Here is a 22,534-nt window from a genome sequence, read left to right as displayed (position 1 = left end):
AGGTTTACCCCTCTCCAGGCGGCTGTGCGGGAGTGGTAAACCATTTCTCTTTGGGCACCATCACCGGTTCATTGGGTTGCAGCACAAAGTTTGGCGACATAATTTGCACGTTAAATTCGTTAAATACGTCCTGAATCAGGCTGTGCATCTCGGTGCGCGCCCCAGCCATCAGGCCATCACCCGGACCGTTCTGCTCAACCGGCAGCAGCCTGACCTGCAGCTCGTAGGAGGTGTACCAGTCCATTAAGGCCAGTTGGCGCACCCGCGGCGCGACGGATTGATCGACGCACTTCGCCCGCCGCGCCGCCAGCTCCAGCATGCTGTGCACCTGCCGCCACGGGGTGTCGTAGCCAATCGTCACGTTGAGCGTCAGGTTGACGCTGCCGTCGGGGTTTTGCACGCTAAGGTTGGTAATTTTGCCGCTGACCACTACCGCATTGGGCAGCGTAATAACGTAGTTTTCCCGGGTTACAATTTTGGTCGCCAGCATCCCGACTTCGGTCACCCGCCCTTCGTTTTCGGCAATGCGGATCACATCGCCTTTGCGCAGCGCCCGGGAGTAAATCAGCACCAGCCCGCTCATAGCGTGATTCATTACCCCCGCGGACCCCAGCGTGAGCATCAGACCGAAGAAGACGCTAATGCCTTTAAACGCCAGCGAGTTGGCCCCCGGCAGGAAGGGATACGCCGCGGAGAGCGCAAACAGCCAGACGATTACCGCAATCAGCTTGCGCGTGGCCCCCACCGTTTCCGGATGCAGGCCGGGAATATACAGGCGTCCCGTGGCAACCTGGTTTAGCACCACTTTAAGGATTTTCAGGATGACGGAGGTCATCACAAAGATAATAAGCACCACCAGCAGTCCCGGCAGCGCTGAGACGATGGAGTAAGAGATTTGGCTGACGATACGTATCGACCAGTCGCCCAGGGACTCGCCCCAGACGCGCGTCCAGGGAAACAGGCTGAAGGCCCAGCGGAGCAAAACATAGATCGCGGTGATACCCAGCAGTAGCATCAGTAGCGCGTACAGACGGCTTTCAACCTCACCTAAAAAGCGTCGCCAGGTTTGGGGAACAAGCCCTTTATTATCGATTATTTTGCGCCGATAAACCCGGCGCACCCAGCGCCAGGATCGGTACTGAACGAACCAGAGCGCCAGTAACGCCGCCACGCCAACGGTGGTTTTCAATGCGGAAAGCGCCAGACTGCGGTGGTCGTACTGATCGCGTAACGCCGTACGCTGGGCTTCCAGCCGGGTTAAGACACGAGATGCCGCCTGGTCGAGGGTGAGATCGTCGCCTTCGTCGAGATCCGCCTCCACCAGCAGCATCACCGGTTTGCCGTTCATCACGATCAGGCGTCCCGCCTGGTTATATCGAGTCACCGGGACAATAGTCAGGGGCTTTGCCACGTCTTCACGGCTAAAGCCGCGCAGGGTATTGCGAATGCGCAGTACGCGCTCTTCCGGCGTGGTTAAGCCAAACTTCGCCTGAAGCATCACTATAGGCTGGTGGAAAACATAAACCGTTCGGGCCCGTTCTTGCGCTGAAGGTGCCTGACGTGGCTCCGCGGCCTGTAGAGGATAAGCCATCAAAACAAAAAACCACAGAACTACCCGGGAAATTGCCCTGTTCATGACCTTCACCTACAGAGAGATTTATTGTTTTATGCTACAACAACCCGACACGCTTTCGCCTTTTTGAGCTTAGACCAGTGCGGCGTGAATTCAAGAACACGTCACTTTTTTGCGTTTCAGATACGCAACCTGGAAATTAAATAATATATCTCTAGCAATATTCATTATCCGTACTTTACGATTTACCTTAACCCAAAAGTCCCGTCAGCAGCCAGACAGACGGTGATTGCCCTGGTTTGATAAAGTACAGATCTTCTGTCCGTTTAACGATGACCTCTTTCGCTTTAAAGGCAAGGGGCTCCGTTAAATATGAGAGATATTAACTCATTTCCACCAAAGTCATATTGATACTCACGGTAAGCGTTGCAGAATAATCCCCTGTGTGAGGGTAGTTGACGCCGTCATCGTCAGTTAATCAGGATGGCGTGAGTTTTATAATAAAAATATGTTTATTATTGGATTTCAACAACGAACGAGATTCGCCATCCGGGCCATAACTGGTTATATTTATACCCTAAATAATTCGCGTTGCTTAAAGGCGGCATTGAAGTGACAAATTCGTCGGCAACAAATTTGACCGGCGAAGGCTGGAAGTCGGTGAGCGGCAGGAGCCTCTCATTAGTCACCTGGAGCATAGATAACTACGTGCTGGGGCGAATGACAAATCTGTCTGGAACAGATTTGAACGCTGTGTCATGGCGCCCCGTAAGGCCGAGGCTCATGGATAAGCTGAGTAACAAAGCCAACGCACAGGTAACTTGAAGATATGCCGGATATAGACATTATTCTCTTATGCGCCACCGAGATCGGTTCATGATTAACACGACGAATGAAAAACCATAAAAACCTGGATATTGTTAACTCATGGAACCTGGTCTGGTTCCTGAGCCTTAACATCGTTTTTTGCTTGTGGTTGATTTTGAACAATTTTATACATACCCCGAATGACTTTTATCGGGAGGTGATGAATATGCTATGTATAGCAACCACGCTTTTTTCAGCGCTGGGATTTACGTTAAAGGCGTTGATCTCCAGAAAATATCTCGCCAGGTTGCTACCAACATACGCGCTACTACAAGGCATCCTCTGGGGCGCCATGTTCTATATGATGGTCAAACATTACAATAACCCTTCATTAACGCTTTCATTGCTCATCAGCACGCTGTTACCCGCCACCATCTCCTTTTATATCTCCGGCACTGTATTGCTATTATTTAGCGTACCGATCAGCATCGCCATGCTGTTAAGCGAAATCACCGCTTATGATAAATTTAACTTTCTGCAACTGTCTGGTTCTGTCATTATTTTCATTGTCGTGATAACCGCTCGCTACATATTGCTTGAATGGTACACCCGAACCCAACAAAGTGAATACGCAAAGAATCTACTCATTAAAAAACTCACCCACCTTGCTCATCGTGACGCCTTAACGGGATTGTTAAATAAAAGCAGCCTGTTAACCCATTTTGAGGAACAGGCACAACGACTGCCGCACTCAGGTGGTAATTTATTCATGATTATAATGGATATCGACTATTTCAAACAATATAACGATTTATATGGGCATATTGCCGGTGATGAATGTTTATTAAGCGTTGCGAAATGCATCAACCAGTCATTACGTAAAACATCTGACACAGCGTTTCGCTTTGGCGGAGAAGAGTTTGTCATATTGACTCATTGCAATGAAATGGCTGAAGCCGTGATGATTGCAGAACGCATTCGTACCAATATTCAAAAAGCGAAGATCCCACATCGGGGTTCTCAACTTTCGCCCTGGCTCAGCGCCAGCTTTGGCGTTGCTCAATGGGTCAAGGGTTATTCATTTGCCGTACTGGCAGAAAAAGCCGATAAGGAGCTCTACAAAGCAAAACAGGCCGGACGTAACCAGGTTTCCGCAGCAAAAAGATGATCATGTCGCGGCAAAAAGTGCCCTGCTGACGCCAGTACATAATTCCAGTATTCATCGCCCTATATCAACCAACGGCGCGTTTAGTGTTCGCAAAAAAAATACCGCTACGCGCGGTTTTAAGTATTTAATCACTGCCATTGAATAAGCCCCCCCTCTCTCAAATTGAGCATACCAATGACCTAAGTCATATACAAGGGGTAACTGATGTGGCGCATTAACGCAGTCCCCGCAGCATGCCTGACAGGAAGTCATTATTATCTTTATGACATGCTCATAACATACATTGCAAAATAAAATACATTAATATTGCCTTTTAAATATTAACCCGCAAAACATTTAATTTTAAACTAATTGAATTTGCACCCACAATGCGTAGCGTGATAATTAATACATCTCACTCATAACACAGGTAGAATAATGCGGAAGCTCCATCAAATTATACTCTCGGGCGTCGTTGCCCCCTGCAAAACATCACCTCCGGGTATTTTACGCAAACTACATGTAATACAGATACCTATCATCTACAATAAGCACCGGGGGTCACCGGTAGACTCAACGAGCTATGCCTCACTACATGATAAAAATAAGTCTCTGCTCAAAAAGATATATCGCCAGCTAAAAAAAGAACACCTGCAGAAAAGCCATATCGATGAACTGGTCGATACCCAGAGTCAGACCTATCAGGCATACTGTTCTTTGGTCAGGCTTTACAAGATAAACGTTATAAACAATCGTTATCTGAAAGAGAAGAATATTTCGGGACTGCGTACGCTGAGCGAATTACTGAATACCATTATTGAAGACTAAAAAAAGCCTCCTTATGGGAATTTAAGGAGGCTTTTTTAGTCACCTATCTCCAGCGCCGCCGGTACGATAGCGATAGCCGGTGACCATCTGCGCCGTTCTTTTAGCCGGTTGCAGCCACGACTGCCACTGCAGGCCTATCGTCATGCTAGCCAAAACTAAACGCCTGGTTTACAGATCAGAACTGATAGCTGTAGTTTACGCTGGCGAACCATAGCCAGGGTTTATTATATTCTCCAGCGAAGGCTGCGGAATTCACCTGAGATGATTGCATATGCAGATATTCAACCGCAAATCCGATATTACTCGCCGATGTCATTTGATATTGCGCCCCGGTCGCAAAACGCCACTCATCACCGGTAGGTAGAGTCAGAGCGACATCGCTTTGGGTGTTGTATGGCGTGCTGTCAAAAGCGACACCCGCGTTAAGGCGCCATCGCTCGTCAGGCCGGAACTGAACGCCTAATGCCGTATGCCAGGTATCTTTTAACCGGTTGTTTCTATTGCCCGATTGGCCATTAATCGTAATATCCGGGCTCCCAAACTGGCTCCAGTCCTGCCAACCAAGATCGCCCATGACCGACCAATATTTATTTACATCATGAACCAGACTCAGCATGACCTGCTGAGGTGCGCGGACTTGAGCCGCCACGGGTAGATCGTACTCGACGTTTGGCAAGTTCGGAAAACGTGCCTTGCCGTCAATACTAAAGTGATAGTCAGTTTTACTTGTCCAGGTTATTCCCGCTCGAGTCTGGTCGGTGAGATCCATCAATATGCCCAGGCGGTAGTTCATTGCCCAATCGTGGTCATTTTGTCGTTCATCACGGCTATCAACATTCCGGGTTAAAGAAAGGTAGCCGTAATTAAGTCCTACAGCGGCGCCGACGGAAACGTTATCACTGAGTTTCCAGGCAATTGCCGGGCTGAGCGTCATCGCTACCATTGTACTTTTTTTGATGAGTCGATCGCCTGCCCAGTTGCCAAAATCAATACCAAGTCCATAGTTACCGTACAGGCCCAGTCCCGCGGACACGGAATCATTCAGCCGTTGCGTATAGAACACGCTGGCATTAGGAAACAGGTTCATGACATTGCCCGGACTTTGACGCCCGCTCGATTCATTATCCAGTTTATAGGATATATCACCTCCCATAGCCTGTACTCCCCCCGTCAGCATATGATCGGGTAATCGCGTCATTCCTGCCGGATTAGTTAAAAGCGTAGACGCATCCTGCGCGCGTGCAGCCTGCCCCGCTCCGGCCAGCGCAGCATCTTCCGTACCCACTTCGTAAAAATAGAGCGCGCTCGCATGACTTACTGCGGAAAAAAATAACCCACAGATAATAATTATACTTTTTCTCATTATGTTACCTACCACTTGAATAATACGATGAGCTATTTTTTTGCAAAAAAGTCTATTTTCTTGTCCTGTATAATTTTAGAACTTGCTATCTATTTTGCATATAACCAGACTATTAAATGACCTAATATTATAAACAACCGCGTTACTCAGGTCTCTGTAAGTTTTGTCTAATATTAAATATTGCGACCAGGGGTCCGAATATCCACAGGGACGATAATAAATACCCAGCTTAAGCGGATACGTCTTCTGTGAAATTCAGGAACAGCATGCCAACACAAAATAAAAACAGCAAATAAGTTGAAGAGATTCATGGAGGCCAATTTTAGCCTTTGTGACGCCAGCGCAGCGCGTCGACCACCAGGGTAAACGCCGCCGGAAGATGCTGTCGGCCCGGGTGAATGAATCCTGCGCGATGCGCTCAGGCTATGCGGCAAACGATGTCCACATCATCTGAACGTCATTCACTACCTTCATGCTAGCTTTCGGCGGCATACGAAAGTAACGCTCTGCTACTTGCCCGTTCCCCGCGGATAACCGCTCATCGTCAGCAGCGCGCTTTGCAACGACGCGTTAAACATCTCCCCGTGAGTCAGCCCGGGATAAGGCCACCAGTTGACCGCCACGCCCTTTTTCTTGAGCAGAGAAACCGTCTGCAGGACGTTGCCCCGTGTCTCTTCTGCCCCTGCGGAAGAGACACGCTGCGTCGCAACCGCCCCTTCCATCAGGTACAGGGACTTCCGGCTAAACGCATCGGCTTTTGCCTCGGCCATTTTATCTAACAACGAGGTATTGCCTCGTCCCAGGGAAGGACTGGCAGAAAAATAGATCCGGAAGCGGGATGATGCCAGCCAGGAATCAATAATAAATAATCCTCCGTAGGAGTGCCCCCAGATCGCCCGTCGCTGCGGGTCAATCTTCATCCCGCGCTCAACGTTTTCCACGATTGTATTCTGTAATAGCAGGCGAAATGCCTCGCTACCGCCGCTTTTGCGCGCGTCCCACCCGCTATCGGCAGGATCCTCCTTGACGGCCGGCCGGTAGTCATAGGCTCTGGCGTTCTGCTCAAAGGGCAATGCCGTTTGATAGCCCACGGCCACAATCACGGGCGGCGTTTTTTGCGTAAGTTGCGCAAGCAGCGAGTCGGAGACCCGGTCCATCACCGCGTTGCCATCCAGAGCGTAGAGAATCGGATACCCCTCTGCTGGCGGCGCCGCGTTCGGTATCGCGGTCCAGACCTTATAATGCCGTTCGCCGTCAAGGGAATCGAAATAAGCAACGTTGAAGTGATAATACGCGGAGCCGCGGTCGGCGATATTCGGCCCTAATGGCCTCATATCCGGTTTGGCGTCAGCATTAATACCGTAAAACGCGAAGACCAGCGCGGCGATAAAAATTCGCCCTTTAGGCGGATAAGCAGAACAAAACTTACGGATTAACATCGATTGATTTTTCCAGCACACCATCATTAATGATAATGATTGCCAATATCAATCTCAATTGCAAGCTGAGGGGGGTATCCCAGGGCGGCGCCTTGCACCTGGCCGGCTATCCAATCATCATCTTACGGGTAGCCAGGACAGGTGCGCAGCAGCGCCTCAGGGTAAGGATCAGGCGGTGCGCCATCTCCGGGTCAGCGGTTTCTCAACCTCTACAATAAGGAACATGACAAAACCGATAATAAAGGTGATCACCCAGTAGCGGAACGGCAGCGCTTCGGTACCAAACAGCATCTGCATAAACGGCGCGTAGATAATCAGCAGCTGCAGCACCAGCAGCACCCCGCTGACAATCCAGATGCCGCGATTCGCCAGCAGCCCTTTACTCAATGAGAAGCCATCCGCAACCCGGCAGTTAAGCATATAGAACCACTGGGCGGTGACCAGCGTCTGCAACAGCACCGTGCGAATAAACTCAGGCGAATAGCCGCGCGGCTGCAGCCAGGCCTCAAGCACAAAGGCGCTAACGGCAATCATCGAACCGACAAAAATTACCCGCCAGATAGCAAAGCCGTCCATTACGTGCAGCTTAGGATCGCGGGGCGGACGCCGCATGATGTTCTTCTCTCCGGCTTCAAACGCCAGGCCAAACGACAGCGTGGCGGAGGTCGCCATGTTCATCCACAGGATCAGCACCGGCGTCAGCGGTATTAAATTCCCCGCCAGCAGCGCGATAATAATTAACAGTCCCTGCGCCAGGTTGGTCGGCATGATAAACAGAATGGTTTTCTTCAGGTTATCGTATACCCGACGCCCTTCTCTGACGGCGCTGGCGATGGTGGCGAAGTTATCATCGGTGAGCACCATATCAGCGGCCTCCTTAGTCACTTCGGTGCCCTTAATCCCCATGGCGATCCCGACATCGGCCTGCTTCAGCGCCGGGGCATCGTTCACGCCATCGCCGGTCATCCCGACCACCTCTTTCCTGCTTTGCAGCGCCTGGACCAGGCGGAATTTATCTTCCGGGCTGGTACGCGCGAAAATATCAAATTTCTGCGCCGCTTCACTAAGCTGAATATCGTCCATCACCTCCAGCTCGCGTCCGGTAATGGCGTTTTCCGCATTGCCGATCCCCAGCATCTTGCCGATACTCATGGCGGTTTGCGGGTGGTCGCCGGTGATCATCTTCACGCGGATCCCTGCCTGCAGGCAGTCGCCGATCGCCGTAATCGCCTCCGGTCTCGGCGGATCCATCATCCCGGCGATCCCCAGCAGAATGACGCCCTGCTGTAAATCCTGATGGCCAAGCTCCGTTTGTCCGGTGGCTGCCGGTTTCCACGCCGCCGCCACCATCCGCAGCCCTTCCCGCGCGTACTCTTCGATTTTCGCTTCCCAGTAAGGCTGGTCGAGCGGCTCCAGACCATGGTCGGTTTGCTGATGCTGACACAGGCGAAACAGGACATCGGGCGCGCCGGTAAGCAAAATCATCTCTTCATCGCCAATGCGGTACAGCGTCGACATATATTTGTACTGTGAATCGAAAGGTATTTTACTGCGCAGCTCGGTGTTGACCGCCGGGAGCGGGACTTTCGCCGCCAGCACCTTCAGCGCCCCTTCGGTCGGGCCGCCGGTAATTTTCCACAGCCCGCTTTCATCTTTGATAAGCTGGCTGTCATTACACAGATCGATGGTGCGCAGATAGCGTTCCAGCAGCGTGCCTGGAGCAACGGTTATCGGGGCGGGTTCATCGATCGGATGAATATTCCCTACCGGCTCGTAGCTGTCGCCTTCTACCCGATAAACCTTATCGGCGGTGATAACGGCTTTGACCGTCATCTCGTTCATGGTCAGCGTCCCGGTTTTATCCGAGCAGATCACCGTCATCGCGCCGAGGGTTTCCACGGTCGGCAGTTTGCGGATAATCGCCTTCTGCCGGGCCATGGTTTGTACGCCAAGCGAGAGGATAATCGAGATAATCGCCGGTAGCCCTTCCGGCACCGACGCCACCGCGAGGCTAATCAATGACAGCATCAGCTCGGAAACCGGCATATCGCGGAACAGCAGGCTGAAGACAAACAGCGCGGCCATCATCACCAGAATGATGATAAAAATGGCTTTACCGAGCTTATCCATCTGCACCAGCAGCGGAGTACGGTGTTTTTCGATATCCGACATCATCTGGTTAATGTGGCCCAGCTCGGTATCGCCGCCGGTCGCCACCACCAGACCTTTTCCGCCGCCCGAACTCACCGTGGTGCCGGAAAACAGCAAATTCGTGCGATCGCCAAGCGGCAGTTCGCCACTAAGCGCCTCGGTGTTTTTTTCCACCACCGTCGATTCACCGGTCAGAATCGCCTCTTCCACCCGCAGATTATGCGCTTCGATAACCCGCAGGTCGGCAGGTATTCGATCGCCCGCGCGGATCACCACGATATCGCCGGGAACCAGAGCGGTAGTCGGGATCGTTTCATGATTACCCTGACGAATCACCACCGCCTCACTGGAAAGCATGTTGCGAATGCTCTGGAGCGATTTCTCCGCGTTGCTCTCCTGGATATGGCCGATCAGCGCGTTAATCACCGCTACGCCCAGAATCACCAGGGTATCTACCCAGTGGCCCATGACCGCCGTCAGCAGCGCCGCCGCCAGCAGGACGTAAATCAGCACATCATTAAAATGCGCCAGAAAGCGCAGCCACGCCGGCTTCCCGGCCTTTTGCGGCAACGCATTTTCACCATACTGCTGCAAGCGCGCCGATGCCTCGGCACCGCTGATGCCTTCCGGGGTGCTGTTGGTGCTGGTCAGCGTTTCTTCTACGGAGAGCTGATAAAACGGGCCGCCCGGTTTTTCTGTATTCATAGTTATCTCCTCACTCCTGTAACGGAAATCAGGACAGCCTCAGGCCGTCCTCAACGCACCACAAAAACCGGAACATGGGCATAACGAACGATACCTGCCGCCTCTGACCCCAGCAGATGGGTCTGAATATTGGGATTGCGCGAACCAACGATCACCACATCCGCCTTCAGCTCATCGGCCAGTTTGGTCACTTCATCGCGAATGTTGCCGCTGCGTATATGAATCTCGATATCGTTTTCCGCCAGCGAGAGTTTTTTACTGAGCTCATCCAGCTTTTCTTTAGATGTATTAACCAGATAGTCTTCCATTTTCCGTGCATCGGAAATAAAACCGCGCGTCAGTATCGGGGAAAAAGCGGGGATAACGTGCAGGAGATGAATCTTTCCAGCAGAGCTTTGCGCAAGGAATCGGGCGTGAGATATGGCCTTGTCGGCAAGACCGATTTCAAACACATCAACCGGCACGAGGATATTTTTATACATAGAGACAATCCTTTTATTACCTATAAAAAAAGTGGTGACAACAGCCCAGGCAATGGCGCTGAGGAAGCAATCTCAAGAACAAGATCTGTTAGATGCGTGGCTATAATTAAACGTAGCACACCACGGTTAACATTATTAAGCAGCCAATTAATATATTGAAAAATATCACAGAGCCTGGCACCGCCAGACAATTCGACTACAAACCCGGTAAAATCGTCGACATCGCCATAATTTTTGCTCTTTTTAACATTTCCGTTTTACTACGACTATCCTCATTATCAGTGGCTTGCTCGTTTTCTGGCGCCCCACGATAATTATTAAGATAAGAATTTACTTAGCCAGCTATTTAAGCTAAAGGAGGAACGATGTTCGGTTACAGTCTGTTTCGCCTGAGCCTGTTTATTGCCCTGGCAATAATCGCTTGTACGGCTACCGGGTTAATTACCTATTTCGTTGTCTCGGCGCTCGCTGAATAAAACCAGCGATTGTGAACAATATGTAAAACATAGCCTTTAACTCCGAGGGGAATACAGTGAACCGTTATTTTTCTCTCATTCCGCTTGTTATTTTAATAACAACGGCTTGCGATCGGAAAGCACCTCAAATTACCCCGCTACCGCGGATGGTTAAAGTCGCCGAGGTGGTTGCCATCGGTGATTCACAGCAGCGCGTATTCCCCGCCCGCATTGAGTCCGGGGACTCCACCGATTTATCATTTAAACGCGGCGGGCAGATTGAATCGCTTGATGTGCGTCAGGGAGCCGCTATTACTCAGGGGCAGACCCTTGCCCGCCTCAGCGCACGAGAAGCGCAGCAGCGCGTGAATGAACGGCAGACCGCCGCTACCCTCGCCCAGCGGCAGTTCGATCGTTTCCAGACGCTGGCCGGTCGCCAGGCGATTTCAAAGGCGGAAATGGATATCCAGCGGGCCAACCGCGACGCTGCCAACGCCGCGCTGAAAATCGCCCGCGAAGAGCTGTCGCAAATGGCGTTGACCGCCCCGTTCAGCGGCGTTGCCGCTTACGTCCCGGTACGTAACCATCAGGTGGTTGCCGCCGGGCAGCCAATTGTGACCCTGACGCGAACCGATCTGCTCGACGTGGTGTTTAGCGTTCCGGAAAATCTCTTTACCGCGCTCGATATTCGCAACGCGCAGTATCGTCCGGTCGTCAAAATTAACGCCATGCCGGACCGCCAGTTTACCGCTGAATATAAAGAGCACACCGGCAGCAGCGACAGCAATACGCTCACCTGGCAAATCATCCTGACCATGCCGCGACCGGCCGACTTTCCCGCGGTGGGCGGCGTGAGCGGAACGGTGACAATCAACCTGGCGAACCTGCCCGCCAGCGCCGGTAAAAATGCGGTGGTGGTGCCGGTCGAAGCGGTGTTTAACCCGGATAATCGCCCGCGCAATGACCCCCACGTCTGGGTCGTTCAGGGCAGCGGCGACCAGCTTAAGCTGGAAGAGAGAAAAGTCGGCGTTGGTCAGGTCACCTCTCAGGGCGTGGTGATCACCGAAGGGCTCAGCGTCGGCGAGCGTGTCGTGGCGGCAGGCGTCAGCGAATTGCATGCGCAACAGCCGGTTCGTATCTGGACGCGTGAACGAGGTTTGTAATGGATATCTCCCGCCAGTTTATTAACAACCCGATCCGCGTCTGGCTGACTATTTTGCTGCTGGGCATCGGGGGGATCTTCGCCCTGCTGAATATTGGCCGCCTGGAAGACCCGGCGTTTACTATTAAAACCGCCGTGGTGATCACCCATTATCCCGGCGCGTCGGCGCAGCAGGTTGAAGAAGAAGTCACCCTGCCGCTCGAGAACGCGCTGCAGCAGCTGCCATATCTCGACAACGTCAGTTCAATTTCCTCCAACGGCCTGTCGCAAATCACCGTCAATATCGCCTCGCACTACCACTCCAGCGAGCTGCCGCAAATCTGGGATGAACTGCGCCGCCGTGTGGGCGACGCCGCCCGTCAGTTTCCTCCCGGGGTCTCCTCCCCATTTGTCAATGACGATTTTGGCGATGTCTTTGGCTTCTTCTTTGCTATCTCCGGCGAGAGCTTTACCAATCCTGAACTGGTTCGCTACGCCGAGCAGCTGCGCCGCGAGCTGGTGCTGGTTCCCGGCGTCGGTAAAGTCGCTATCGGCGGGGCGATCCCTCAACAAATCAACATCGATATCTCGCTGGCGAAAATGGCCGCCCGCGGCATCACGCTCAACCAGCTGGCGGCTATCCTCAGCCGGTTGAACGTGGTCTCTAACGCCGGCGAGATTAAATCCGGCAGCGAGTCGATCCGCCTGCACCCGACGGGGGAATTTGCCAATCTCGATGAGCTCGGCGACCTGTTAATCAGCCCGCACGGTTCGGGAACGGCGACGCGGCTGCGCGATATCGCCACGCTATCGCGCGGGCTGAGCGAAACGCCCGCCAGCATCTACCATGCCAACGGCCGCCAGGCGGTCACCATGGGGGTATCGTTTATTCCCGGGGTTAACGTGATTGATGTTGGCCGCGCGCTGGAGAGCAAGCTGGAGCAAATGTCGGCGGAAAAACCGGCCGGGATCAGCATTGACCTGTTCTACGATCAGGCGGCGGAAGTCGCCCACTCGGTCAACGGTTTTATCACTAACTTCCTGATGGCGCTGGCGATTGTAGTTGGGGTCCTGCTGATCTTTATGGGCGTGCGCAGCGGCATTATTATCGCCCTGTCGCTGGCGCTCAACGTGCTCGGCACGCTGCTGATCATGTATCTGTGGGGCATCGAGCTGCAGCGCATTTCGCTGGGGGCGCTGATTATCGCCCTCAGTATGCTAGTTGATAACGCCATCGTCATCGTTGAAGGGGTGCTGATCGCCCGCCAGCAGGGGTCTACGCTGCTTACAGCGATAAATTATGTGATCCGCCGTTCAGCGCTGCCGCTGCTGGGGGCCACGGTGATTGCCATTCTCGCCTTTGCGCCGATTGGCCTGTCGCAGGACTCGACCGGGGAATACTGTAAATCGCTGTTCCAGGTGCTGCTGATTTCGCTCATGCTGAGCTGGTTCTCGGCGCTGACCATCACGCCGGTGCTAATCAAATGGTGGCTGTTTAAAAATCAATCACAGCCGGTAGCGCAGGCCAACGCCAACCCGTACGGCGGGCGCTTTTACCGCCTGTATCAGCAGGCTCTGCGAGCCCTTCTGCTGCGCAAAACCCTCACCCTGACCGTCATGGCGGCGCTGTTGGCCGCCGCTATCTGGGGGTTTGGATCGGTGCGGCAAAACTTTTTCCCCTCGTCAAATACGCCGATTTTCTTTGTCGATCTCTGGCTCCCGTACGGTACCGATATCGCGACCACCGAAAAGATGACCAGCGATATTGAGACCACCATTAACGGCCAGCCCGGGGTGGTCACCACCGTGGCCACCGTTGGCCAGGGCAGCATGCGGTTTATCCTCACCTATAGCGGACAACGGCAGTACAGCAACTATGCGCAAATCATGGTGCGCATGGACGATCAGCGCAATATTGCCGCCCTGACGCAGCATGTTGATCGCTATATTGCGCGCAACTACCCGCAGGTAAACGCCAGCACGAAACGCGTGATGTTCGGCCCTTCCGGCGACAGCGCCATTGAGGTGCGGATTAAAGGTCCGGACCCCGACCGCCTGCGCCTGCTCGCCAGCCAGGTTGGCGATATTCTCTCCGCAGATCCGGCTACCGATGGTGTCCGGAATGACTGGCAAAACCGCAGCAAAGTCATCCGCCCGCAGTACTCCACCTCGCTTGGGCGCGAGCTGGGGGTAGATAAACAGGATATTGATAACGCGCTGGAGATGAACTTCTCCGGCAGCCGCGCGGGCTTGTACCGCGAGGGAGCCGACCTGCTGCCAGTGGTCGTCCGCCCCCCGGCCGCTGAGCGCCAGGACGCGAATCACCTGAACAACGTGCTGGTCTGGAGCCAGAGCCGCCAGCAGTATATTCCGCTCAGTAACGTGGTTAGCGGTTTTCACCTCGAATGGGAAGATCCGCTTATCCTGCGCCGCGACCGCAGCCGCGTGCTGACGGTGCAGACCGATCCCGATCCGCTTAGCAACCAGACGTCGGGGGATATCCTGTCCCGCGTGAAGCCGCAGATTGATACGATCGCTTTGCCGCACGGCTACAGCATTGAGTGGGGCGGCGATGCGGAGAACTCCAGCGAGGCGCAGCAGGGTCTGTTCACTACCCTGCCGCTGGGTTACCTGGTGATGTTTGTGATTACCGTGCTGATGTTCAGCTCACTGAAAAACGCGGTGGCGATCTGGCTGACCGTACCGCTGGCGCTGATTGGCGTAACGCCGGGCTTCTTGCTTACCGGCATCCCCTTTGGCTTTATGGCGTTAATCGGCTTGCTGAGCCTGAGCGGCATGCTGATCCGTAACGGCATCGTGCTGGTAGAAGAGATTGAACAGCAGAAGCAGGAGAAAGGGCAACAGGAGGCCATTATCTATGCCGCCACTTCGCGTCTGCGCCCGATCCTGCTGACGGCGTTTACCACCGTGCTCGGCCTGGCGCCGCTATTACTGGACGTTTTCTTCCAGAGCATGGCGGTTGTTATTATGTTTGGTCTGGGTTTTGCTACTATTCTGACGCTGCTGGTTCTGCCGGTGATTTACGCCTGTTTCCACAATAAGGACATGAAGCGACAACCATGAATAGTACCGGTTTAAATATTATTAAAACGCTGGGATGCATGACGGCGGTGACTTTCTTCACCATTTACAACACCTGGGATAGCTATGATTATGACTATCACTGGATCCTCGGGTTTTTGACGTTTATTTCGACTATCGCCACGCCGCTGTTTTTTGTGGTAGCGGGCTATCTGGATTCGCAGTCTCGCCATGATTCACAATGGCAGTTGGGCAAAATCAAGAGCGTGGTGATCGTCTTTCTGTTCTGGATGACGGTGTACTATCTCTGGGAGCCCTACCAGCGCGGCTATCTTATCCAGCCATGGTTTGTATTTGCGTTTATCGTCATTTACACCTTTCACCCGGTTATCGAGTGGCTCAGCCAAAGACGCGCAGCGTTCTTTGCCACGGTGTTCTCCCTGCTGCTGTTCTCGTATGGTTACGATCTTTTATCCGCGTTGTACCCTGATATTCATCCGCTAAGCCTGGCGCCGCAGTACCGCCTGTGGACCTGGCTGCTATTTTATCTGACCGGTCAGCTGTTCAGCGACCCGCTGGTCGCCGACTGGCTCAGGCGTGAAAAAGTGGTCAAAGGTGCGATGATCGCCATTCCGTTTATTTATCTTTTCACCTGGTTTTACGAGCGGCATTTCTTTTTCGCCCTGTTTAAGGCCGACAGAAATGCGTTCATTCTGACTGGTTCACAAATTTATATTCTGGTTGTTGCGCTGGTTATTGCGGCCAACGGCGTGCGTTTTCGTAAAAACAGCGAGTTTAAAGAGACTCTTCTCGCTACCATTAGCAAAACGATGACCGGCGTTTATATTCTCCACTACTCCGTTTTTCACCTGCTCACTGCGTTTATCCCGATTAACTCGCTGGGGACAAAATTAATGCTGATTGTCCTCACGTTTATTACTTCGGTGCTGATTTCGATGCTGGCGCTCTCCAATTCGGTGGTCAAAAAAGTGATTACGATTTGACGATCTTTGATTTCTGGCCGCGCGGACGCCGCCTTACCGGACCGAGGGGAAGGATACAACTTCAGGCTGGAGCCGATCTTTGTAGGTCGGGTAAGGCGGCAACCGCCCCCCCGACATAAAACCAAACGCCTGCCTGATAAAGGTTCAGGCCACCGCCGCCCACGCATTTAAAAACCGTAGCGCAGCCACGCGAACAGCACGTTACCGTTGTTATAGGTGCCGGGAATATAGGTGAACTGCACGCTCAGACGGCGATAGCTGGCAGAGAAAAGCGGCAAAATAATCGGCAGCGGCACGTAGTTGGCGAAGTCATCGCGGGCGGTGATGCCGGCAGTGACGCCAAGACCAAGGCGAAAATCACGGCGGCTATCAAGATACCAGCCCTTCTCCCAGCCGTAGCCGATAATCGGCTGCCACTCGTTGTGCGAATCCTTGAACATCATGGCGTAGAGCGAACTCCAGTTCCCCTCCGGGTTATATCTGGACACGCCAAATCCTCCACCCCACGGCATTTCATTATAGTTATCGGTCTTCTCTTTATCGTACATAAAGCGGTTGTGCCAGCTGAGAAACGGCAGATAAAGATCGTAGTTTTGCGGCTCATTCCAGGTCTGAGAGACATCGTTTTTTAGCCAGTTCCACCAGCCGCTGACGCGCTGCTCGCCGTATATTTTAGTTTCAGCCTGTACTGAAAAGGCGAAAATAAACACAATTCCCCACGCTACCCGCAGACAACGTTGCATAGTTTTATCCTTAAAGAAAGTCGCCCGGTGTTCATTCAGTTTGGGAACAAAAAACAGGCTTTGCAAATATCGGCAAACAAATTTTCTGCACCGGCCAGGGGCTAAATGCAAGTCCAGTTAAGCGCCCATTTCAGGACAGTGAGAACCGCCACGGCGATTTCAATTCCTTGCCGCTGGGATTATGATGGCGCTAATTATCCTTTCTGTCCGTAGTGATTGAGAAATAGATGGACTTCATCAGCATTATTATGTCGGCGGGGAAAACCTCCGTCGATGTGGCGCTTTATACGCTGTTGCCAATCATGGTCGTCATGCTCATCGTGATGAAATATCTCGAAGTACGCGGAGTACTGGACGTTATCGTTCGCTGGCTCGCCCCGCTGCTTAAGCCGTTCGGCTTAACCGGGATGAGCGCGTTTGCCCTGATTCAGATGAATTTTGTCAGCTTCGCCGCCCCGCTGGCAACTCTTGCGATTATGGATAAACGCGGCGCTTCGGATCGGCAGATGGCCGCCACGCTGGCGATGCTTTTCGCCATGGGCCAAGGCAACGTGTTTTATCCGTTAACGCCCTTCGGCCTGCACTGGCTGGCCTCTATCGTCATCTCGATTGTCGGCGGACTGTGCGCCGCCGCGGTCACCTGGCATATCACCGGCCGCAGGCTGTCAATGGTTGAAAACGCGCGGGCCGAAGCGCTGCCTGAGGCCGAGCAAAATAACCAGGGGATTATCGCCGTTATCAACAGCGCCGGCGCCGACGCCATTCGCCTGGCCCTCGGCGCGGTGCCCATGCTGATCCTGTCGCTGGCTATCGTCGGTTTCATGCAGGCGGCGGGCCTGATTGAGATGCTCCAGCGCCTGCTGATGCCGCTGCTGCTGTGGCTGAATATTCCGGTTAACTTCGTGCTGCCGGCGCTGGTCAAATGCGTGGCCGGCGGTACGGCCTACTTTGGCGTGGTCTCCGAGCTCGTTCAGCAGGGTAAAGTGACCGTAAGCCAGATCAACGCCTCGGCGGGCCTGTTGGTGCAGACCTTCGACCTCCCCGGCATCGGCATCTTTCTGGGCGTCAGCTCGCGCTTCGTACGCCTGTTCCGCTTCGCCGCGACCGGCGCAATCGCCGGGATCGCCATCCGTACCGTGATGCATCTTACGCTATTCTGACGCTGCCGACTCTGGGCGAAGACAGGCAGCGATATCAGCCCGATCGCTACAGGCGATATGATGGTTAATTCTCACCATCACCCACGGGAAAAAGGGGTTGGACGTGACGCGCATCAGCGTATCCAACCCGACGCTCAGCGTGGCGGTTTCTCCGCGCAACGAGATCGTCCCGATGCTGATCCCGTAGCGATTTTTCTCCGCCGGTTCGCGGCCATAGAGCGAATCGCTCAGCGGGAACGGCACCGCCACATGCGACAGGGAGTACATATCCTGCGGCCAGGCGATATGCAGCGGCGTCACGGTTTCGCTTCGCGTCCCGGCAAGCGTGGTGCGGGCCACCGTCTCGTAGGTGTCGGGCGCGGCGTTGGTGATCACCGTGGTGCCGTAGGGCCGCGGCGCCGGCGGCAATAACGTATTCACCGCCGAATAGAGCGACGGACGGAATAACGCGCGCAAATTCGCCGCCTGGTTAATATCGAAAATTACCAGTTCGCTACCGTTATCCGGTAGATAGCGATAGAGCGAATCCACCACCGCCCGGGTGCTGACCGTAGAATCCATCACCGACTGGAAAGTTAATACCGGCGCCAGTTCAGAAAGCCGCTTACTCTGCGCTTCCTGCACGATTTGCTGCTGCAGCGCCTGCGACAATAGCCACGACTGCCTTGCCGCCTTCACCGGGAACGAATTGTATTTATAGGGGTTAAATTCCGGCACGATGTTCAGCCATGCCGCGCGGGCGAAGGCCGGAAACACAGAGGGTAAACCGGCCAACCCGGCGAAACGGGCAAATGCGGTCACGCCAATCATTGGCGACAGCAGGATGACCTGCTGCGGCCGGCGTAGCGATTTATCCTCAAGGCTATCGAGGGCGTACTTCAGCGCCAGCGCCCCGCCGTTGGAGTAGCCAACCACGTGCAGCGGCGCGTCATCCCCCGCCAGCCGCGTCGCTTCGCGCACCGCAAGCCGGGTCGTCGCTATCCACTCTTCACGGTCCACCGCGGTGAGCGCGCCGGGGGCGGTCCCGTGTCCAGGCAGACGCGGCGCGACGGCGACAAATCCCAGCTGCTGATAGCGCTGCGCCAGATAATGTACGCTGTAGGGCGAATCCGTCAGGCCGTGGAGCAGCACCGCCGCGCCGCGCGGTTTGCCCTGCGGCAGCAGAATAAAGGAGCGGTTCCAGTCGGGATGAAACTTATCCGGATAGACCAGGCTTTGCGCGTAAAAGCGGTTAATGGCCGTTTTTTCATCGTCGCTCAGCGTATCGGTAATTTTGCTTTTCATATCGCGGAAGATCGCCGCTTCCCGCGCCTGGTATTCAGCAAAAGTGGCGTGGTCAATCTCGCTGGCGGTCATTTCATTCGCCGTCCAGGTATGCCAGCGGTGCAGCGCCGGGCCGCGCTGCGACTCGTAAATACGGCCAATAAAAAAGACTATCACGACCACCAGCAGCCCAATGATGGCTTTTTTCGCCACTGAGACCATTCTTAAGCCCGACTTATTCAGCAGGCGGGTAAAACGCATCATTGCCATATTTCTGTCCGAATTATCTCTTTAACTGCCAGGCCGGGTGGTATTACTCAGAGCGAATCCGATCCTGCGATTCACTTATTAAACATAGACTAAACCAACCGCCTGTTCTTATTGTCAGACGAGGAGCAAACATGAATTATCGCCGGAGTGTAACAGGTCAGGAATAAACAAATGGAATGGTGGATTAAGAAACTACGCGAGACCTCGACGTCTACACATGCCCACGCGGTTCTGCAAAGCGGCCAGTTAACGATCATTGCCGAACTCACGCCCTGCGGCCGACGTTTACAGGAAGGCGATAAGCTCACGCCGTTGGCTAACGCGCTGTACTGCATCAATGGCGATAAATCGATCACGATTAAAGTGCTCAACGCCACGCATTTCAGCGCTGAACGCTGGGGGGCCATCATGAATATCACCGCGCATTAAGCAACGTACTCAGCATCAACCGGTTCTAATCTCAGTACTTTCTCAACTCAGCGGGTGAAATTGTCCTACGCCTGGTTCAGCCTGTGACATACTAAGCAAAACGTCAGCAGAGCAGAAACAAGGAGTAAGTCATGAACCAGCAAGCCGCCAGGCTGACCCCAGAACAGGCGCTTACGCAACTCGAAGCGCTCTATGAAAAATCGGTCAATGCGCTGCGTAAAGCCATCGGCGACTATATCCACCACAATATCCTTCCCGAGAATAGCGCCCGTGCGGAAGGGCTGTTCGTTTACCCGCAGCTGTCGGTATCGTGGGACGGAGCGGAACATAAAGCGTTAAAAACCCGGGCCTGGGGTCGTTTTACCCATAGCGGTTGCTATACCACCACTATTACTAACCCTAAACTGTTTCGCGCCTATCTGCTGGAACAGCTCACCATGCTGTATCAGGATTACGATGCCGCGATTACCGTCGGGCTATCGCAGCATGAGATCCCCTATCCGTACGTCATTGATGGCTCAGAGCTTACGCTCGACCGTTCAATGAGCGCCGGCTTGACGCGTTTTTTCCCCACCACCGAACTGTCGCAAATTGGCGATGAAACCGCCGATGGCCTGTTTCATTCGACGGAATACTATCCGCTTTCGCACTTCGACGCCCGCCGAGTCGATTTCTCGCTGGCGCGCCTGCGTCACTATACCGGCACGCCGGTTGATCATTTCCAGCCGTATATGCTGTTTACCAACTACACCCGCTACGTCGATGAGTTCGTGCGCTGGGGCTGTAGCCAAATTCTCGATCCCGAGAGTCCCTATATCGCCCTCTCCTGCGCGGGGGGGATCTGGATAACAGCGGACACGGAGGCGCCGGAAGAGGCGATTTCCGATCTGGCGTGGAAAAAGCACCAGATGCCCGCCTGGCACCTGATCACCAAAGACGGCCAGGGGATCACGTTGATTAATATTGGCGTCGGCCCGGCGAATGCCAAAAATATCTGCGACCATCTGGCGGTGCTGCGTCCGGACGTCTGGCTGATGATTGGTCACTGCGGCGGCCTGCGTGAAAGCCAGAATATCGGCGACTACGTGCTGGCCCACGCCTATCTGCGCGACGACCATGTGCTGGATGCGGTGCTGCCACCGGATATCCCGATTCCGAGCATTGCCGAAGTTCAGCGCGCGCTCTACGATGCCACGAAGCAGGTCAGCGGCATGCCCGGTGAAGAAGTTAAACAGCGGCTGCGTACCGGAACAGTGGTCACCACCGACGATCGTAACTGGGAGCTGCGCTACTCGGCCTCGGCGCTGCGTTTTAACCTCAGCCGCGCGGTGGCTATCGATATGGAAAGCGCGACTATTGCCGCCCAGGGCTATCGCTTCCGTGTCCCCTACGGCACCCTGCTGTGCGTCTCCGATAAACCGCTGCACGGCGAAATTAAGCTTCCGGGCCAGGCGAACCGCTTCTATGAAGGGGCTATCTCCGAACATTTGCAGATTGGTATCCGGGCGATTGACCTGCTGCGTGCCGAAGGTGACCACATGCATTCGCGCAAGCTGAGAACCTTCAACGAACCGCCGTTCCGCTAAGCGCTAATACGCGCAGAATAAACTCAGTCCGGATGGCGTGAAATATTTACACTTTCCGGACTGAGCGTTAGCCAAGAAGAGTCATTCGGCAGAGGGTCAATAGCCACTCTCCTGCCGTTATAAAATAAAGGATTTATTTTCTTTTGTGGTAAAAATTCCGCAGAACACGCCCATATTGCCTATCCGCGAAATATTATTGCCAAACTGCCGCAATTAAAAATCCGCTACGCCGATTAAAAAAATAAACATTTAATTAACACTTCGGTATCATTTTTCCCGTAGCCATAAAACGCCCAGCCGTGGCCTGCTTAACACTTGCATGGAGTCTCGTAACCCTTTAAATTTATTACAGAAATTCACAGGTTACAAAACAACCATACAAAATAGACAGCGCCAAAGAGAGATCAAAATAATCAAAGAGTTATCTATGGGCGCTACTCTACCCTGGAATTATCCTTTAATAGCGACAGGTTACTTGCAACAAACATCTTGTTACGACATTACCAGAGATAAAATTGCGCATGTCGACTGTAAGCAACCATGGATACGCTTATCAATCGCGATCGGCAATGTACTATTTTCGTAAAAGTAGGGAAGACAGCTTTATGAAATTAACCATAGGGAATATCCGCCTGTTTATTATATTAGCAACTCTTTTTTTCTGGACGGTCGCGATCGGGCTAATTTCCCTTATTGTATCCTGGTTTTAAAAACCTGATGGTACGCAGGGTATGTTTTTCTGTGCCCCGTCGTCGCCACCCTCGTGTCTATGGAATAGAAAGCAAAAAGCCCGCTTAAGTTTCCTTAAGCGGGCTTCTTAAATTTGGCTCCTCTGACTGGACTCGAACCAGTGACATACGGATTAACAGTCCGCCGTTCTACCGACTGAACTACAGAGGAATCGTGTGAACGGGGCGCATATTATCGATGGCGCCCCACCTTGTCA

At 53.4% G+C, this 22,534-nt stretch carries 14 protein-coding genes and 1 tRNA gene; 7 read left to right on the top strand and 8 right to left on the bottom strand.

The window, feature by feature from the left end; all coding sequences use genetic code 11:
• Positions 1-4: 4 nt before the first annotated feature.
• Complete coding sequence (locus K7H21_RS10195; RefSeq protein ID WP_223035751.1) at positions 5-1,636, bottom strand: mechanosensitive ion channel family protein; 1,632 nt, start codon at positions 1,634-1,636, stop codon at positions 5-7.
• A gap of 829 nt (positions 1,637-2,465) precedes the next feature.
• On the opposite strand from K7H21_RS10195, the gene K7H21_RS10190 reads away from it, so the two are divergent.
• Entirely contained in the window at positions 2,466-3,548 is a 1,083-nt protein-coding gene (locus tag K7H21_RS10190; protein ID WP_228751072.1) for a GGDEF domain-containing protein, read from the top strand.
• Positions 3,549-4,530: 982 nt separating this feature from the next.
• On the opposite strand, the gene K7H21_RS10185 is transcribed toward K7H21_RS10190, so the two are convergent.
• The 4 genes from K7H21_RS10185 to K7H21_RS10170 form a co-directional block, all read right to left on the bottom strand.
• Complete coding sequence (locus K7H21_RS10185) at positions 4,531-5,718, bottom strand: OmpP1/FadL family transporter (protein WP_004122201.1); 1,188 nt, start codon at positions 5,716-5,718, stop codon at positions 4,531-4,533.
• Between the two features lie 509 nt (positions 5,719-6,227).
• Complete coding sequence (locus K7H21_RS10180; protein ID WP_142469077.1) at positions 6,228-7,157, bottom strand: alpha/beta hydrolase; 930 nt, start codon at positions 7,155-7,157, stop codon at positions 6,228-6,230.
• A 168-nt stretch (positions 7,158-7,325) separates the two neighbouring features.
• Positions 7,326-10,013: a cation-transporting P-type ATPase gene (locus tag K7H21_RS10175; RefSeq protein WP_112166266.1), complete on the bottom strand. Its 2,688-nt coding sequence runs from the start codon at positions 10,011-10,013 to the stop codon at positions 7,326-7,328.
• A gap of 50 nt (positions 10,014-10,063) precedes the next feature.
• Positions 10,064-10,495 (bottom strand): universal stress protein, encoded by a 432-nt coding sequence (locus K7H21_RS10170; protein WP_004122209.1) that lies wholly within the window; start codon positions 10,493-10,495, stop codon positions 10,064-10,066.
• A 532-nt stretch (positions 10,496-11,027) separates the two neighbouring features.
• On the opposite strand from K7H21_RS10170, the gene K7H21_RS10165 reads away from it, so the two are divergent.
• The 3 genes from K7H21_RS10165 to K7H21_RS10155 are packed head-to-tail and all read left to right on the top strand — an operon-like array spanning position 11,028 to position 16,137.
• Positions 11,028-12,113, top strand: a complete 1,086-nt coding sequence (locus K7H21_RS10165; RefSeq protein ID WP_004122212.1) for an efflux RND transporter periplasmic adaptor subunit — start codon at positions 11,028-11,030, stop codon at positions 12,111-12,113.
• Positions 12,113-15,175: an efflux RND transporter permease subunit gene (locus K7H21_RS10160; RefSeq protein WP_223035750.1), complete on the top strand. Its 3,063-nt coding sequence runs from the start codon at positions 12,113-12,115 to the stop codon at positions 15,173-15,175. The genes K7H21_RS10165 and K7H21_RS10160 overlap by 1 nt, the downstream gene beginning before the upstream one ends.
• A 38-nt stretch (positions 15,176-15,213) precedes the next feature.
• Positions 15,214-16,137 (top strand): acyltransferase, encoded by a 924-nt coding sequence (locus K7H21_RS10155; RefSeq protein WP_162626068.1) that lies wholly within the window; start codon positions 15,214-15,216, stop codon positions 16,135-16,137.
• A 167-nt stretch (positions 16,138-16,304) separates the two neighbouring features.
• Here the strand turns inward: K7H21_RS10155 and pagP are convergent, their stop codons facing one another.
• Positions 16,305-16,880 (bottom strand): lipid IV(A) palmitoyltransferase PagP, encoded by a 576-nt coding sequence (pagP, locus tag K7H21_RS10150; RefSeq protein WP_004122223.1) that lies wholly within the window; start codon positions 16,878-16,880, stop codon positions 16,305-16,307.
• Positions 16,881-17,107: 227 nt separating this feature from the next.
• Here pagP and K7H21_RS10145 point away from each other — a divergent pair, with 227 nt between their 5' ends.
• Positions 17,108-18,040 carry a nucleoside recognition domain-containing protein gene (locus K7H21_RS10145; RefSeq protein WP_004122226.1) on the top strand — a complete coding sequence of 311 codons (933 nt, stop codon included), beginning with the start codon at positions 17,108-17,110 and terminating at the stop codon, positions 18,038-18,040.
• Here K7H21_RS10145 and K7H21_RS10140 read toward each other — a convergent pair.
• A complete protein-coding gene (locus K7H21_RS10140; protein ID WP_409418091.1) occupies positions 18,032-19,567 on the bottom strand; it encodes an alpha/beta hydrolase in 1,536 nt (511 codons plus the stop codon). The two genes, K7H21_RS10145 and K7H21_RS10140, sit on opposite strands and share 9 nt — an antisense overlap.
• A 177-nt stretch (positions 19,568-19,744) precedes the next feature.
• On the opposite strand from K7H21_RS10140, the gene K7H21_RS10135 reads away from it, so the two are divergent.
• Together K7H21_RS10135 and K7H21_RS10130 are read left to right on the top strand one after the other, a co-directional pair.
• Entirely contained in the window at positions 19,745-20,002 is a 258-nt protein-coding gene (locus K7H21_RS10135) for a histidine kinase (RefSeq protein WP_004122231.1), read from the top strand.
• Between the two features lie 131 nt (positions 20,003-20,133).
• Positions 20,134-21,588 carry an AMP nucleosidase gene (locus tag K7H21_RS10130; protein WP_004122234.1) on the top strand — a complete coding sequence of 485 codons (1,455 nt, stop codon included), beginning with the start codon at positions 20,134-20,136 and terminating at the stop codon, positions 21,586-21,588.
• Positions 21,589-22,412: 824 nt separating this feature from the next.
• Here K7H21_RS10130 and K7H21_RS10125 read toward each other — a convergent pair.
• A tRNA-Asn gene (locus K7H21_RS10125) sits at positions 22,413-22,488 on the bottom strand.
• Positions 22,489-22,534 lie beyond the last annotated feature (46 nt).

The sequence above is a fragment of the Klebsiella sp. CTHL.F3a genome (assembly GCF_019890895.1).
Taxonomy (GTDB): Bacteria; Pseudomonadota; Gammaproteobacteria; order Enterobacterales; family Enterobacteriaceae; genus Klebsiella; species Klebsiella grimontii.
This window is presented reverse-complemented; position numbering and strand designations above follow the sequence as displayed.

Coding starts and splice junctions, on each gene's coding strand:
- K7H21_RS10170 (WP_004122209.1), bottom strand. CDS start 10,495: ATGTATAAAAATATCCTCGTGCCGGTTGATGTGTTTGAAATCGGTCTT.
- K7H21_RS10180 (WP_142469077.1), bottom strand. CDS start 7,157: ATGTTAATCCGTAAGTTTTGTTCTGCTTATCCGCCTAAAGGGCGAATT.
- K7H21_RS10160 (WP_223035750.1), top strand. CDS start 12,113: ATGGATATCTCCCGCCAGTTTATTAACAACCCGATCCGCGTCTGGCTG.
- K7H21_RS10185 (WP_004122201.1), bottom strand. CDS start 5,718: ATGAGAAAAAGTATAATTATTATCTGTGGGTTATTTTTTTCCGCAGTA.
- K7H21_RS10190 (WP_228751072.1), top strand. CDS start 2,466: ATGAAAAACCATAAAAACCTGGATATTGTTAACTCATGGAACCTGGTC.
- K7H21_RS10175 (WP_112166266.1), bottom strand. CDS start 10,013: ATGAATACAGAAAAACCGGGCGGCCCGTTTTATCAGCTCTCCGTAGAA.
- K7H21_RS10155 (WP_162626068.1), top strand. CDS start 15,214: ATGACGGCGGTGACTTTCTTCACCATTTACAACACCTGGGATAGCTAT.
- K7H21_RS10145 (WP_004122226.1), top strand. CDS start 17,108: ATGGACTTCATCAGCATTATTATGTCGGCGGGGAAAACCTCCGTCGAT.
- K7H21_RS10140 (WP_409418091.1), bottom strand. CDS start 19,567: ATGATGCGTTTTACCCGCCTGCTGAATAAGTCGGGCTTAAGAATGGTC.
- K7H21_RS10195 (WP_223035751.1), bottom strand. CDS start 1,636: ATGAACAGGGCAATTTCCCGGGTAGTTCTGTGGTTTTTTGTTTTGATG.
- K7H21_RS10135 (WP_004122231.1), top strand. CDS start 19,745: ATGGAATGGTGGATTAAGAAACTACGCGAGACCTCGACGTCTACACAT.
- pagP (WP_004122223.1), bottom strand. CDS start 16,880: ATGCAACGTTGTCTGCGGGTAGCGTGGGGAATTGTGTTTATTTTCGCC.
- K7H21_RS10130 (WP_004122234.1), top strand. CDS start 20,134: ATGAACCAGCAAGCCGCCAGGCTGACCCCAGAACAGGCGCTTACGCAA.